This is a genomic window from Lentzea flava (genome assembly GCF_014648475.1).
GTDB lineage: Bacteria > Actinomycetota > Actinomycetes > Mycobacteriales > Pseudonocardiaceae > Lentzea > Lentzea flava.
The window spans coordinates 31905-45532 of sequence record NZ_BMRE01000059.1 but is presented as its reverse complement, the minus strand read 5'-3'; the positions used below and the strand labels follow the sequence as shown (position 1 = coordinate 45532).

Genomic DNA, 13628 nt, shown 5'->3' with positions numbered 1-13628 from the left:
CCCACCCCACCAGCCCGGTATGCCAAGGACTGCTCGGCTGCGCCATCGCTTGGGGCTCGGCTCCGCCTTCGCTGCCCAGCGCCCGCCGGCGGCCGTTGCCGGTGTCGTTGGGGTGCCGGTGCCGGTGCCGGTAGCTGTGGGCTGGTGCTGGTGTCAGGTCAGGGACGCGACCTGGTCGCTCACCACCTGGGCCGCTGCGGACACCAGAGCCGTCACCGCCGGGTTCGTCGAGTTGTCCTGGCGCCAGCCGAACTGCGTGTAGACGCGGAAGTTCGCGGACCAGGGCAAGCGGACCAACCTGCCGTCGGCCAGTTCTGCGGCCACGGTCACCTCGGGCATCAGGGCGATGCCCAGGCCTGAGGCCACGGCTCGTTTGGTGGCGTCCACCGAGTCCAGTTCCAGGATGGGGGCGCGGGTGTCGTCGTTGCCCAGGGAGCTTTCGAAGAGCTCGTGGTAGGAGGCGCCGTTCTCGGCTCGGATGAGGGTCGTGCTCGTGAAGTCGTCGTCGGTCAGGGACTGGCGTTGGGTCAGCACGTGGTTCGGGCTCGCGACCATCACCAGCGGTTCGGGGCACAGGACCGTGGTTTCCAGGCCCTCGCGGGGTTCGATGGCGCCGATGAAGAAGGCGCAGTCGAGGGCGCCGTCGCGGACCGAGTTCAGGTTGTTCAGGGTGTTGCGCGAGTGCAGTGAGAGTTGGACGGACGGGTAGCGCCAGCACATGTATTCGATGAGTGGTAGCAGACGGTAGTCGGTCAAACTCTGTGCGGAGCCGATGACTAGTTTGCCGTGGGGCTCACCGTTCATCGTTATGGCTTTTCGGGCCTTTTCGGTGAGGTTGATGATGTTTCGTGCGAAGGGGAGCAGTTCGACGCCCGCCGACGTCATCTGGATACCTCTCGGGAGGCGTCGGAAAAGGACGACGCCGAGGGCCTCCTCGAGGGCCTTGATGCGGGTGGTGATGGTTGGCTGCGAGCAGTTGAGCGTGGCTGCGGCCTTGGTGAAGCTCCCTGTCTGTACCACGGTCGTGAACGCGAGAAGCTGGCGTGTCTCCATCAGGCGGGTCCTCGGAGTAAATCGATGCGACGACTTTTTCTCGTTCGTTCCCGTGGTCCTGTTACGGGTGGTGCGGGAGCTGTAACGCTACCTGTCGGCTGCGCGGCGATGATTAGTGCTTATGGAGTCATCTTGATCGTGCCGGAATGGTGGTTGCCCGCCGAAAGAGTGAAATTGAGACGGGGTCTTCGACGGGCCGTAGTTGCGTGACTCTTTTCCGTGAAGTTGTTCGCCGGGTGAACAAGGAGGTGGCGGTGGCGGGTCGTCCGGCGACGCGGGGCGGGGTGATCGCTTCGGGTCGCCGGGGGTCGTTCGGACCGGGGTGGCGGCGGTCACGGTGCGGGTCTCGCCTAGACTCGCTGGGAATCCGGGCGCCACATCAGGCGGTACCGGCTGTCTGCACGTTCTTGTTCGTTACGAGGAGTCCACGTTGAAGAGCACCGTCGAGCACCTGAGCCCGACGAGGGTCCGGATCAACGTCGAGGTGCCGTTCGACGAGCTCAAGTCGAACTTCGACCAGGCGTACCGGAAGCTCGCGAAGCAGGTTCGCATCCCCGGCTTCCGTCCGGGCAAGGCCCCGGCCAAGGTGCTGGAGAGCCGCATCGGCCGCGCACCGGTCCTGGACGAGGTCATCCAGGAGGCCATCCTGGCCAAGTACCTGGAGGCGGTCTCCGCGGGTGAGGTGCGCACGCTCGGCCGGCCCGACTTCGAGGTCACCAAGATCGAGGACGGCGAGACGCTCGAGTTCACCGCCGAGGTCGACGTTCGTCCCGAGATCACCGTGCCCGCGTTCGGCGAGCTCGCCGTGACCGTCGACGAGCAGGAGGTCACCGACGAGGACGTGGCCACGCAGCTCGACGAGCTCCGTGCGCGCTTCGGCACGCTGACCGGTGTGTCCCGCCCGGCCGAGACCGGTGACTTCGTCATCGTCGACCTGTCGGCCACCGTCGACGGCGAAGAGGTCGAGGAGGCGCGCACCAGCGGCCTGTCCTACGAGATCGGCTCCGGGCAGCTCGTCGAGGGCATCGACGACGCACTGATCGGCGCCTCCGAGGGCGAGACCAAGACGTTCACCACCACGCTCGTCGCCGGTGAGCACCAGGGCCGCGAGGCCGAGGTCACCGTCGTGCTGAACACCGTCAAGGAGCGTCAGCTCCCCGAGCTGGACGACGAGTTCGCGCAGCTCGCCAGCGAGTTCGACACGCTCGACGAGCTCAAGGCCGACCTGCAGACCCGCCTGGGCCGCGTCAAGAAGATGCAGCAGGGCGTCCAGGCGCGCGACAAGGTGCTCGAGGCGCTGCTCGAGACCACCGAGGTGCCGCTGCCGGAGGGCATCGTCCAGGGCGAGATCGACGCGCGCAAGCACGACGCCGTGCACGCCTTCGACCACGACGAGGCGAAGTTCGCCGAGTGGCTGGCCGAGCAGGGCCAGACGGAGGAGGAGTTCGACGCCGAGCTGCGCAAGGCCGCCGAGCAGGCCGTCAAGACGCAGCTGGTGCTCGACTCGATCGCCGACGCCGAGCAGGTCACCGTGTCCGACGGCGAGCTGACCGAGCGGATCATCTACCAGGCCCAGCGCTTCGGCATCAGCCCCGACGAGTACGTCAAGCGCGCCCAGCAGTCGGGTCAGCTCGGCGCGATCTTCGCCGACGTGCGCCGCGGCAAGGCGCTCGCGAGCGTCGTGCGCCAGGCCTCGGTGAGCGACACGGCCGGTCAGAAGCTGGACCTCGACGAGCTCTTCGGTGAGACCAAGTCCGAAGAGGACGCGGAATAAAGCCCTGAGCGAACGCGGGCGGTGTCGGGCATCTGACGCCGCCCGCCTTCGTTAAGGTCGATCGCAGAGAGTTTTCGCATCCAGATTCGTTCCACCTGGAGTTAGGCAGGCAGACGTGACGCAGCACTCCTTCCCGACCCCCGAGATGCGGTCGGCCACCGCCGGGATGAACCTCAACGACTCGGTGTACGAGCGGCTGCTCCGCGAGCGGATCATCGTCCTGGGATCGCAGGTCGAAGAGGGCATCGCCAACCAGATCACCGCTCAGCTGCTGCTTCTCGCCGCTGAGGACCCCGAGAAGGACATCACCCTCTACATCAACTCGCCGGGTGGCTCCGTCACGGCGGGTATGGCCATCTACGACACGATGCAGCTCATCGAGCCGGACGTGGCCACGTACGCGATGGGCCTCGCGGCCTCGATGGGGCAGTTCCTGCTCTCCGCGGGTGCCCCCGGCAAGCGCCACGCGCTCCCGCACGCGCGCATCCTCATGCACCAGCCGTCGGCGGGTGTCGGCGGTACGGCCGCGGACATCGCGATCCAGGCGGACATGCTGACGCGCACCAAGCGCGAGATGGCGGAGCTCATCGCCGAGCACACCGGTCAGCCGGTCGAGCGGATCATCCAGGACTCGGACCGCGACCGCTGGTTCACCGCGCAGGAGGCGCTGGAGTACGGCTTTGTCGACAAGGTCGTCACTCGCCCCCAGTCCGTGCGCTCGGGCAACTAGGAAGCTGAGGAGATCTCGAAGTGAGCCAGTTCCACATGCCTCAGTCGCGCTACGTGCTGCCCTCGTTCGTCGAGCGCACCAGCTACGGCATGAAGGAGTCGAACCCGTACAACAAGCTGTTCGAGGAGCGCATCATCTTCCTCGGCGTGCAGGTTGACGACGCCTCGGCCAACGACGTCATGGCGCAGCTGCTGGTGCTCGAGTCCGAGGACCCGGACCGCGACATCCTGATGTACATCAACTCGCCGGGTGGCTCGTTCACCTCCCTGATGGCCATCTACGACACCATGCAGTTCGTCCGCCCGGACATCCAGACGTACTGCCTCGGCCAGGCCGCCTCGGCCGCCGCGGTGCTGCTGGCCGCGGGTACGCCCGGCAAGCGCCACGCGCTGCCGAACGCCCGAATCCTGATCCACCAGCCTTCGATGGAGGGCGCGTACGGTCAGGTGTCCGACCTGGAGATCCAGTCGAACGAGATCCAGCGCGTGCGCCGCCTGATGGAGTCCACCCTCGCGCGGCACACCAACCGGACGGCAGAGGAGGTCCGCGAGAGCATCGAGCGCGACCGGATCCTCACGGCCGAGGAGGCCAAGGAGTACGGCATCGTCGACTCGGTGCTGCCCTACCGGAAGCTTTCCGCCAAGTCCTGATGAGTAGGTCGTCCCGAAGGCTGGGAACCCAGCCTTCGGGCACCGTTCGCCCACCCGACACGCCGATGTGACCGGTTAACTGGCCTGATCCGCGTGTCGGGGGGACGCTGGTCCTCCCCTGAAACGGGGTAGGCCAGGTACCGTCAGGAGAACGGGCTCAGCACCCACAGCCAGTGGGACTGCCACAGCAAGTCAGCAGGCGCACTACAGCAGGTGTGCGCCGGAGGGGACATAGGTCAGCGGTCATGGCGCGTATCGGTGACGGCGGCGACTTGCTGAAGTGCTCTTTCTGCGGAAAGAGCCAGAAGCAGGTGAAGAAACTCATCGCCGGCCCCGGCGTCTACATCTGCGATGAGTGCATCGATCTCTGCAACGAGATCATCGAGGAGGAGCTGGCCGAGGCCGGCGACGTGAAGCTCGACGAGCTGCCGAAGCCCGCCGAGATCCACGAGTTCCTCGACCAGTACGTCATCGGCCAGAGTGATGCCAAGCGCACCCTCTCCGTCGCGGTCTACAACCACTACAAGCGCATCCAGGCGGGCGACCGCGGGCGCGAGGGTCGTGACGACGGCGTTGAGCTGGCGAAGTCCAACATTCTGATGCTCGGCCCCACGGGCTGCGGCAAGACCTACCTCGCGCAGACGCTCGCGAAGATGCTGAACGTGCCGTTCGCCATCGCCGACGCGACAGCGCTGACGGAGGCCGGCTACGTCGGTGAGGACGTCGAGAACATCCTCCTGAAGCTCATCCAGGCCGCCGACTACGACGTGAAGCGCGCCGAGACGGGCATCATTTACATCGACGAGGTCGACAAGATCGCTCGAAAGAGTGAAAACCCGTCGATCACCCGCGACGTCTCCGGCGAGGGCGTGCAGCAGGCGCTGCTCAAGATCCTGGAAGGCACCACGGCGTCGGTGCCCCCGCAGGGCGGCCGCAAGCACCCGCACCAGGAGTTCATCCAGATCGACACGACGAACGTGCTGTTCATCGTGGCAGGCGCCTTCGCGGGCCTGGAGAAGATCATTCAGGACCGCGTCGGCAAGCGCGGCCTGGGCTTCGGTGCCGAGGTCCGCTCCAAGGCCGAGGTGGACGCTGCGGACTACTTCGCCGACTCCATGCCGGAGGACCTGATCAAGTTCGGCCTGATCCCCGAGTTCATCGGGCGTCTGCCGATGGTCGCCTCCGTGACGAACCTCGACAAGCCGTCCCTGGTGCAGATCCTCACCGAGCCGAAGAACGCCCTGGTCAAGCAGTACCAGAAGCTCTTCGAGATGGACGGCGTCGAGCTGGAGTTCACCAAGACCGCGCTCGAGGCGGTCGCCGACCAGGCGATCCTGCGCGGAACCGGTGCCCGCGGCCTGCGCGCGATCATGGAAGAGGTCCTGCTCCCGGTGATGTACGACATCCCGAGCCGCACGGACGTCGCCAAGGTCGTCATCACCGAGCAGACGGTGAAGGAGAACGTGAACCCGACGATCGTCGCTCGGCAGCCCTCGCGCCGGGAACGGCGGGAGAAGTCGGCCTAGCGCGCTCGCCGAAAGCGCTCGCCGAGGACTTCTCTCCGGTGTCGGTCGGGGGACACCCCCGAACCCCCGGGAGAAGTCCGCGTAGTTGGGTCTACCGAATGGGCGCCGGTGTGATCACACCGGCGCCCATTCGGCGTTCTAAGGTGGTGGCATGTCGCTGCCCCACGTGCTCATCCTCCACGGCTGGACCGGATCGGGTCCCGACCACTGGCAGACCTGGCTCGCCCGCACGGTGTCCGAGCACGGCGGCCTCGCCGACATGCCGCATTTCAGCGACCCGGACCAGCCCGACCTGGCCACGTGGCTGCGCGAGCTCGACACGCACCTGGAAGCCGCCCCGGCCGACCGCGAACGGGTCGTCCTCGCGCACTCGCTCGGCTGCTACCTGTGGCTGCACCACGCGGCACGGGAAGGCATCAAGCACGTCGACCGCGTCCTGCTGGTGGCGCCGCCCGCGCCCGACTACCCGGAACCGGCCATCAAGTCGTTCTTCCCAGCCCCGCTCGACCTGGCCGGCCTGCGCCGGGCAGCCACCGAGACGCGCCTGGTCCTGGGTGAGGGCGACCCGTACCTGCCGGTGCCGGTCGGGAAGCAGCTCGCCGAGGCGTTGCGTGTCGAGGTCGACGTGGTGCCCGGCGCCGGGCACATCAACGTCGACGCGGGCTATGGGGAGTGGCCGTCGGTGCTCAAGTGGGTGCGGTCGAAGACGGTGCCGCTGTCGCCGCGCTGACCCTGCTGGACTTCTACCCGACGTTGCCCGCCTGGGGTGTTCAGCGGGACACCGCGGTGGTCCCCTCCGAACACGGCCATGGCCTCGGACTGTGCGTGAAGGCCCGGATGCTGCGGTGGCTGCGGGAACACCGGCCGGAGATGGACCGCGTGCACACCGGGACCGGCAGTGACAAACGAGCACGTGATCAGGATCAACCACCTGCTCGGCTACCGGACGACCGGCGTCTCCGTCGCAGTCAACGCGAAGATCTCCGAACTGCGTGATCGTCGCATCGAAGTCGCAGGTCAGGAGATCGAGTAGCCGTCGAGTTCCGTTTGCGTGAGGACAGGCGTGTTCGCAGTTGTCAGCCGTGGCTGTCCGGGCGGTCGGCGGCGTCGAACACGGCGCAGTTGTGCTGGACCAGAGGTATGTACTGCTCGGCCCACGCCCGCAGGCTCCGCAGCGGAGCGACGAGCGTCATGCCCAGGTCGGTGAGGCGGTAGTACACCCGTGGTGGCTTGCTCGCCTCGACACGGCGATCGACAATTCCATCCCGTTCCAGTGCCTTGAGCGTGTGCGCCAGCATCTTCTGCGACACACCGGTCATCTCGCGTTTCAACTCGGTGAACCGCAGCTCGCCCTCGGCGGCGGCCAGCGACAGCACCGCCATGGTCGTCCATCGCGAACCCACCCGGTCGAGCAGGAGCCTTGTGGGGCAAAGGGGATCGAACAGGTTCCCCTGCCTCGGGGCAGTTACCACGACGTCACCTGGTGTCGACAAAGTGCCTTCTTCCGTGTTCAGCATAGGTTTCATATGGTTACCACGTTCCATACGGTAACCAAGGAGGACACCTGTGCGCCAGCTGGCTCTGTCTGCTCACCTTCCCGGCGCGACTGTGCGCCGGATACCGGTCGACGGGGTCGAACTCGCCGTGGAGACTCTCGGGCACGGCCCGGCCGTGCTGCTGCTGCACGGCTTCCCGCACACCCGCGCGATCTGGCGCGACGTCGCGCCCCGGCTGGCCGCGGCGGGTTTCCGGGCCATCGCACCGGACCTGCACGGGCTGGGCGACAGCTCACCCGCCGTCCGCGGCTACGAGGCGCCCGCGATCGCCGCGGATTTGCTCCGGCTGCTGGACGTCCTCGGTGCCGGGGAAGCACACGTCGTGGGCATCGATCTCGGTGTCGCACCGGCGTTCGCCCTGGCAGCGTCGTCGCCCGAGCGCGTCACCAGCCTGACGCTGTCCGAAGGGCTGGTCGGGCTTCTGCCCGGCGCCGAAGCCTTCCTGGGGCAGGGGCCGCCGTGGTGGTTCGGCTTCCACCAGGCGCCCGGCGGCCTGGCCGAGGACGTCCTGGAGAGTTCGGCGGAGCGCTACGTCCACTTCTTCCTCTCCGCCGGCAGTCGCCGTGGCCTTCCGGCGGACCTCGCACGGCTGATCGTCGGGGCCTACCGGGACAGGACGAGTCTCAGCAACGCCTTCGACCACTACCGCGCGATGCCGGCCACCGCGGAGTGGATCGGGTACTGGGCACAGCACCAGCGACTGACGACGCCGACTCTCGCCATCGGCGGCGGTGTGGTCGCCGAGGCCACCGCCCGTCAGCTCGAACCGATTGCCGGGCGGCTCACCCAGCACGTGCTCGAGGACTGCGGGCACATCACACCGATCGACCAGCCGGACGCCTTCGCCGAGCTCCTCATCGAGCACGCTCGGGCCGTCTGATTCGCACCGTCAAGCCCCTCCGGGACCACCGCGACTGACAACCCCGACTGACAACCCGACTCGAACCCACAGCAAGGAGCAAGCATGAGCCGCGAGCAGCGAGAGGCCATCCGGCGCCTTCGCGCGTCGTCCCCTCTCGATCTCGGCGGTGCGGTCCACGAACAGCGCATCCTGTTCGAGCAGTTGCTGGCCCACCATCCCGTCCCTGACGACGTCATCGTCACCGAAGTCCGCTACGACACGGTCACCGGCCTCCTGGTGGAACTCGCGGAAGAGCCCGGCGTGGGCACCGTCCTGTACTTCCACGGCGGGGCGTACGTGCTCGGGTCGGCGCGCAGCTCGCTGGGGATCGTCGCAGACCTCGCTCGCAGGTCACGGACGCGAGTGAGCACCATCGACTACCGGTTGGCACCCGAGCATCCCGCCCCTGCCGCCATCGACGACGCCGTGCGCGCTTATCGCGGCTTGATCGCCTCCGGGGTCGATCCGCAGCAGGTGGTAGTCGCCGGCGAGTCGGCCGGCGGCGGAGTGGCGCTCGGCCTGCTGGCGGCTCTTTCCTCCAGCGGCGAGCCGATGCCCGCCGCGGCGTTGCTGTTCTCGCCGTGGGTTGACCTCACGCTCAGCGGCGATTCGATGACGGCCAGAGCCGAGGCGGACTTCATCGTGAGCCGCACCGCCCTCGAACGCCGCGTGCGTGACTACGTCGGCGACACGTCCACTTCAGAACGGCACAGCCCGCTGTTCGCGGACCTGCGCGGTCTGCCGGCCACGTTGATCCAGGTCGGCTCGGACGAGGTGCTGCTGGACGACTCCACCCGGCTCGCCGCACGGCTGGTGGCGGCCGACGTGTCGGTGACGCTCGACGTCACTGCGCAGGCGACGCACGTCTTCCAGGCGTTCGCCGCCTCCTGGGACGAGGCCGACGCGGCGATGACCCGCGCGGCCACCTTCGTCCACACGGCGCTGAAGCCGTGAGCGGCGACCCACCCTCCCCGCGACGTCAGACGGCCTTCTTGGCGTACTTGGCCAGGAACCGGACGACGTCCGGCGTCACCTTCCGGTAGAAGCCGTCGTCGTGCCCACCCGGCTTCACCGTCCCCACCTCCGGCTTGACGTCGCGGATGAACCGCCGCGTCCCCACGATGAACCGGTCCTGGTCCCCGATCCACACGCCGAGCGCGGTCGAGCCGGTCGCGTGGAGGTGCCGCAGCGGGTCGAGCGACGCCCACTCGGCCTCGTTCTTGAACGCGCGGCGCTTGGCCATCTCCGGCCACGAGGTGATCAGGCCGGGGGAGATGGCGGCGGCCGCGGCGACCGGGTCGCCGCGTTCGGCGCGGCGGCGGGCGTAGAGCAGGGCGCCGAAGCCGCCCATGGAGACGCCGGTGACCGCGAAGGGCTCGCCGTAGCCGCGCTCGCGCAACCAGGTGGGCAGCTCGTCGAGCAGCATCTTCATCGGGTCGTCGCCGGGGGTGTTCTCGTGCCAGTAGTTGTCGCCGCCGTCGACCGCGACGAAGCCGAACGCGGGCACCGAGCCCTTGGCCACGGCGTTGGCGAGGACGTCGGTGAGGTTGCCGATGGCGGCGTGCCTGGCGTCGCCGTGCAGGCCGTGCAGAAGGATCGACACGGGCAGGCCGCGCGGGGCCGCGTTCGCGGGGGTGTAGAAGGCCAGCGTGACCTCGCGGTGGCGGGCGGCCGAGTACACGCGCTCGTAGCGCACGGACGGCGTGGCGCTCGACGTGGCGGCCACGCGGTCGGCCGTGGCGATCTGGCGCTCGTCGCCCTGCTGCGCCGACACGTACATCGCGGTGCCGGCGGCGGTCGCCATGACGGCGCCGACGGCGGCGAAGAGTGTGCGGCGGCTGTACCTCGGTTCCCCCATGCTCACCTCATCGCGTGGGTCCCGGTCCTCGTTTCCCTAGAACACGGAACGCGCGCGTAAGGAGGTCAGTTCCTCTTCGGAGTAACCCAGCCAGCGGAGCACGTGAACATTGTGCGCACCGAGGGCGGGCACCGCACCCGGTGACCACTCGAAGCCGCGGACCGGCGGCGGCAGCGTGCGCGCCGAGCCGCCGGGAACCTGCACGTCAACCCACGTGCTGAGCTGCGGGTGGTTGGGCAGGTCGGTGATCGGCCTGGTCAGTGCGGCCGGCACGTCAGCCTGGTCCAGCGCGGTCAGCAGCTCGGCCGCTGTCATGCCGGAAAACGCCTGTTCGAGCAGTTTCTGCAGCTCGTCGCGGTGCTCCACGCGAGAGGCCACTGTGGCGAACCTCTCCTCGGGAACGAGCCCGATCAGCCCGCACAACCGCTGCCACTGGCCGTCGTTCTGCACGGCCAGATGCACGGCACCGTCCGCGCAGGCCACCGGTCCGTACGGCGCGATGCTCGGGTGGTGCGCGCCCGAGCGCGGGGCGGCGGCACCCGTCCCGGCGGCGTAGAGCATCGGCTGGTGCATCCACTCGGCCATCGCCTCGAACAGCGACAGCCGCAGCCGCGCGCCGGAACCCGTCCGCGCCTTCTGCAGCAACGCCGCCAGCACGGCCGCGTGCAGCTGGACGCCCGCCGCGATGTCCGCGACCGAGATGCCGGCCCGCGCCATCACGTCGCCTTCGCCGGTCAGCGACACCAGCCCGGTCTCGGACTGCACCAGCGCGTCGAACGCCTTGCGGTCCGCGTACGGGCCGTCCCAGCCGTAGCCGGACAGCTCACCGACGATCAACGTCTCCGGCAGCTCCAGCGCCAGGCGCGACCACACGCGCGGCGACAGGTTGCACAACAGCACGTCGGCGCGCGCGACCAGCCGTTGCAGCACCTCACGGCCGTCCAGGTGGTTGATGTCGAGCGACACCGACTCCTTGCCGACGTTCGTCCACGCGAAGTACGACGACACCTCGCCGCACGCCGAGTCGTAGTGCCGCGCGAAGTCGCCGACACCGGGCCGTTCGATCTTGATCACGCGTGCCCCGAGGTCTGCCAGCAGCCGCGTCGCGTACGGGACGGCGACGGCCTGCTCCAGGCTCACCACCACGACGCCGTCAAGCGGTCTCAAGCACGCGCTCCCCTCCGGTGTAGACGTTCATCGAGTCGCCGCGCAGGAACCCGATGAGCGTCATGCCCTGCTCCTCGGCCAGTTCCACGGCGAGCGACGACGGCGCCGACACCGCGGCGAGCACCGGAATTCCGGCCATCGCGGCCTTCTGCACGAGCTCGAACGACGCCCGCCCGGACACCATCAGCGCCGCGCCGGTCAGCGGCACGAGGTTCTGCAGCACCGCCCAGCCCAGCACCTTGTCGACGGCGTTGTGCCTGCCCACGTCCTCGCGCACCACCAGCAGCTCGCCGTCGCGGAACAGACCCGCCGCGTGCAGCCCTCCGGTGCTCTCGAAGACCTTCTGCCGCTCCCGCAACGCGTCCGGGAAGCCCGTCAACGCCCCGGCCGTCACCCGCACCGGGTCGAGCGCGGGGGAGTGGCGGGTCTTGAGCTTCACCGCGTCCAGCGCGGCCTTCCCGCACACGCCGCACGACGACGTGGTGTAGAAGTTCCGCTCCACGCCGGTGTCAGGCGGCGGCACTCCGTCGGCCAGCGCGATGTCCAGCACGTTGTAGGTGTTCATGCCGTCTGGCCCGGTGCCCTCGCAGAACCGGGCGATCGAGACGTCCTCCGCGCAGCCGATCACGCCCTCGCTGAGCAGGAAGCCGTGCGCGAGCTCGACGTCCTGGCCGGGAGTGCGCATCGTGACGGCCAACGACTTCCCGTTGACCCTCAGCTCCAGCGGTTCCTCGGCGGCCAGGGCGTCCACCCGGCGCCGCCGACCGTTCGGCGACACCCGCTCGACCGCTCGGCGCACCGTCACTCGGCCCATGTGCACATCTCCTTCGGACCGCTATGTTCCCCACCGACCAGGCTACGTGGGAGGGATCTCGGGGCATGGACGACGTCGTGATCGTGGGAGGCGGCCACAACGGGCTGGTGGCGGCCGCGTACCTCGCACGGGCGGGGAAGTCGGTCAAGGTGCTGGAGAAGCTGCCGCACGTCGGCGGCGCGGCCGTGAGCGCGTCACCGTGGGAAGGCGTCGACGCCCGGCTGTCCCGGTACTCCTACCTGGTGTCGCTGCTGCCGGACCAGATCGTGTCCGATCTCGGGCTCAACCTGGCGCTGCGGTCCCGTGCCGCCTCGTCGTACACGCCGAACGGCAGGACGGGGCTGCTGGTCGAACGTGAGCCCGGTCCGGCGACCGTGGCGTCGTTCGAGGCCGTGTGCGGGTCGCTGGACGATTGGGAGCGGTGGCAGCGCTGGTACGCAGATCTGGAGCTGATGGCTCAGGCGTTGGCGCCGACTCTGCTGGAACCTCTGGTGTCACGGGAACACCTGCGCGTGCACGTCGACGCGGTGGCGCGCGGCCGGTTGTGGGACCAGGTCTTCGAACGCCCGATCGGCGCGACGCTGCAGGAGCTGTTAGACAACAACCTGGTGCGGGGCGCCGTCGCCACCGACGCGTTGATCGGTACGCACTCCTCGCTGCATTCGTTGCGCGCCAACAAGTGCTTCCTCTACCACGTGATCGGCAACGGCTCGGGGGAGTGGAAAGTCCCCGTCGGTGGCATGGGTGCCGTCACGGCCGAGCTGGAACGGGTCGCGCGCGAGGCCGGTGCGGAGATCATCACCGATGCGTGCGTGACTTCTGTGGAGTCCGACGGCAAGACCGCGTCCGTCACCTACAACGACACCGCGGCCGAGGCCAGGTTCGTACTGTCCAATGTGGCCCCTTCCGTGCTGGGACGGTTGCAGGGCAAGGAAGTTCACGACGCACCCGGCTGCCAGCTGAAGATCAACATGCTGCTGCGCAGGCTGCCGGAGCTGAAGTCCGGAGTGGACGCTCGGCTCGCGTTCGCCGGCACGTTCCACCTCGACGAGTCCTACGACCAGCTGGAGACCGCTTACCTGGAGAGCGTCGCCGGTCAGGTGCCGTCGGTGCTGCCGGGTGAGATGTACTGCCACTCGCTGACGGACCCGTCGATCCTCGGGCCGTCATTGGCGGGCCACGAGACGTTGACGCTGTTCGGCCTGCACCTGCCCGCGTCGTTGTTCGAAGGCCGCAACGAACGGCTGCGCGACGAGCTGGTGCGGCGCTACCTCGACCAGCTCAACGTCCACCTGGTCGAGCCGATCCAGGACTGCCTCGCGACCGACGCGGACGGCACACCGTGCATCGAGGCACGCACACCACTGGACCTGGAGGAAGAGCTCGGTCTACCGGGTGGCAACATCTTCCACGGAGAGCTCGGCTGGCCGTTCGCCGAGACCGACGACGAGGTCGGCAGGTGGGGCGTCGAGACCGACGTGGACAACGTCTTCGTCTGCGGCGCGGGCTCCCGGCGCGGCGGCGGGGTCAGCGGCATCGGCGGCCACAACGCGGCACGGGCCGTCCTCGAACGCATTTGAGACATTTTTGATGACATCG

The 13628-nt window shown here is 68.4% G+C and carries 14 protein-coding genes; 9 read left to right on the top strand and 5 right to left on the bottom strand.

Annotated features, from left to right (window positions below):
• Positions 1-153: 153 nt before the first annotated feature.
• A complete protein-coding gene (locus tag IEZ09_RS39300) occupies positions 154-1053 on the bottom strand; it encodes a LysR family transcriptional regulator (protein WP_189258929.1) in 900 nt (299 codons plus the stop codon).
• Positions 1054-1483: 430 nt separating this feature from the next.
• Here IEZ09_RS39300 and tig point away from each other — a divergent pair, with 430 nt between their 5' ends.
• The 6 genes from tig (at position 1484) to IEZ09_RS47590 (ending at position 6766) form a co-directional block, all read left to right on the top strand.
• Positions 1484-2827 carry a trigger factor gene (gene tig, locus IEZ09_RS39295; protein ID WP_189258928.1) on the top strand — a complete coding sequence of 448 codons (1344 nt, stop codon included), beginning with the start codon at positions 1484-1486 and terminating at the stop codon, positions 2825-2827.
• Between the two features lie 145 nt (positions 2828-2972).
• Positions 2973-3557 carry an ATP-dependent Clp protease proteolytic subunit gene (locus tag IEZ09_RS39290; protein ID WP_189258933.1) on the top strand — a complete coding sequence of 195 codons (585 nt, stop codon included), beginning with the start codon at positions 2973-2975 and terminating at the stop codon, positions 3555-3557.
• A 35-nt stretch (positions 3558-3592) separates the two neighbouring features.
• Positions 3593-4207, top strand: a complete 615-nt coding sequence (locus tag IEZ09_RS39285; protein WP_112275787.1) for an ATP-dependent Clp protease proteolytic subunit — start codon at positions 3593-3595, stop codon at positions 4205-4207.
• Positions 4208-4452: 245 nt separating this feature from the next.
• Entirely contained in the window at positions 4453-5733 is a 1281-nt protein-coding gene (gene clpX, locus IEZ09_RS39280) for an ATP-dependent Clp protease ATP-binding subunit ClpX (RefSeq protein WP_112228335.1), read from the top strand.
• Positions 5734-5884: 151 nt separating this feature from the next.
• A complete protein-coding gene (locus tag IEZ09_RS39275; protein ID WP_189258927.1) occupies positions 5885-6463 on the top strand; it encodes an RBBP9/YdeN family alpha/beta hydrolase in 579 nt (192 codons plus the stop codon).
• 168 nt (positions 6464-6631) lie between these two features.
• On the top strand, positions 6632-6766 hold the full coding sequence (locus IEZ09_RS47590) for a hypothetical protein (protein ID WP_268247680.1): 135 nt from the start codon (positions 6632-6634) through the stop codon (positions 6764-6766).
• Between the two features lie 43 nt (positions 6767-6809).
• Here the strand turns inward: IEZ09_RS47590 and IEZ09_RS39270 are convergent, their stop codons facing one another.
• Complete coding sequence (locus tag IEZ09_RS39270) at positions 6810-7136, bottom strand: winged helix-turn-helix transcriptional regulator (protein ID WP_229813345.1); 327 nt, start codon at positions 7134-7136, stop codon at positions 6810-6812.
• Between the two features lie 163 nt (positions 7137-7299).
• On the opposite strand from IEZ09_RS39270, the gene IEZ09_RS39265 reads away from it, so the two are divergent.
• Both IEZ09_RS39265 and IEZ09_RS39260 read left to right on the top strand, forming a co-directional pair.
• Positions 7300-8169: an alpha/beta fold hydrolase gene (locus IEZ09_RS39265; RefSeq protein WP_189258925.1), complete on the top strand. Its 870-nt coding sequence runs from the start codon at positions 7300-7302 to the stop codon at positions 8167-8169.
• A gap of 84 nt (positions 8170-8253) precedes the next feature.
• Entirely contained in the window at positions 8254-9144 is an 891-nt protein-coding gene (locus tag IEZ09_RS39260) for an alpha/beta hydrolase (RefSeq protein ID WP_189258924.1), read from the top strand.
• A 25-nt stretch (positions 9145-9169) separates the two neighbouring features.
• Here IEZ09_RS39260 and IEZ09_RS39255 read toward each other — a convergent pair whose 3' ends face one another.
• The 3 genes from IEZ09_RS39255 to fdhD are packed head-to-tail and all read right to left on the bottom strand — an operon-like array spanning position 9170 to position 12029.
• Positions 9170-10048 carry an alpha/beta hydrolase gene (locus IEZ09_RS39255; protein ID WP_189258923.1) on the bottom strand — a complete coding sequence of 293 codons (879 nt, stop codon included), beginning with the start codon at positions 10046-10048 and terminating at the stop codon, positions 9170-9172.
• A gap of 36 nt (positions 10049-10084) precedes the next feature.
• Positions 10085-11215 (bottom strand): CaiB/BaiF CoA transferase family protein, encoded by a 1131-nt coding sequence (locus IEZ09_RS39250; RefSeq protein ID WP_189258922.1) that lies wholly within the window; start codon positions 11213-11215, stop codon positions 10085-10087.
• Complete coding sequence (gene fdhD / locus IEZ09_RS39245) at positions 11202-12029, bottom strand: formate dehydrogenase accessory sulfurtransferase FdhD (RefSeq protein WP_189258921.1); 828 nt, start codon at positions 12027-12029, stop codon at positions 11202-11204. Before fdhD ends, IEZ09_RS39250 begins: the two co-directional genes overlap by 14 nt.
• Before the next feature lie 65 nt (positions 12030-12094).
• On the opposite strand from fdhD, the gene IEZ09_RS39240 reads away from it, so the two are divergent.
• Positions 12095-13609, top strand: coding sequence for a phytoene desaturase family protein (locus tag IEZ09_RS39240; RefSeq protein WP_189258920.1), 1515 nt, complete (start codon positions 12095-12097; stop codon positions 13607-13609).
• The last annotated feature ends 19 nt before the right edge of the window (positions 13610-13628 follow it).

Bases quoted from the DNA above. Each gene is read 5' to 3' on its own strand.
- IEZ09_RS39300 (WP_189258929.1), bottom strand. From the start codon at position 1,053: ATGGAGACACGCCAGCTTCTCGCGTTCACGACCGTGGTACAGACAGGG.
- IEZ09_RS39290 (WP_189258933.1), top strand. From the start codon at position 2,973: ATGCGGTCGGCCACCGCCGGGATGAACCTCAACGACTCGGTGTACGAG.
- IEZ09_RS39285 (WP_112275787.1), top strand. From the start codon at position 3,593: ATGCCTCAGTCGCGCTACGTGCTGCCCTCGTTCGTCGAGCGCACCAGC.
- clpX (WP_112228335.1), top strand. From the start codon at position 4,453: ATGGCGCGTATCGGTGACGGCGGCGACTTGCTGAAGTGCTCTTTCTGC.
- IEZ09_RS39275 (WP_189258927.1), top strand. From the start codon at position 5,885: ATGTCGCTGCCCCACGTGCTCATCCTCCACGGCTGGACCGGATCGGGT.
- IEZ09_RS39260 (WP_189258924.1), top strand. From the start codon at position 8,254: ATGAGCCGCGAGCAGCGAGAGGCCATCCGGCGCCTTCGCGCGTCGTCC.
- IEZ09_RS39255 (WP_189258923.1), bottom strand. From the start codon at position 10,048: ATGGGGGAACCGAGGTACAGCCGCCGCACACTCTTCGCCGCCGTCGGC.
- fdhD (WP_189258921.1), bottom strand. From the start codon at position 12,029: ATGGGCCGAGTGACGGTGCGCCGAGCGGTCGAGCGGGTGTCGCCGAAC.
- IEZ09_RS39240 (WP_189258920.1), top strand. From the start codon at position 12,095: ATGGACGACGTCGTGATCGTGGGAGGCGGCCACAACGGGCTGGTGGCG.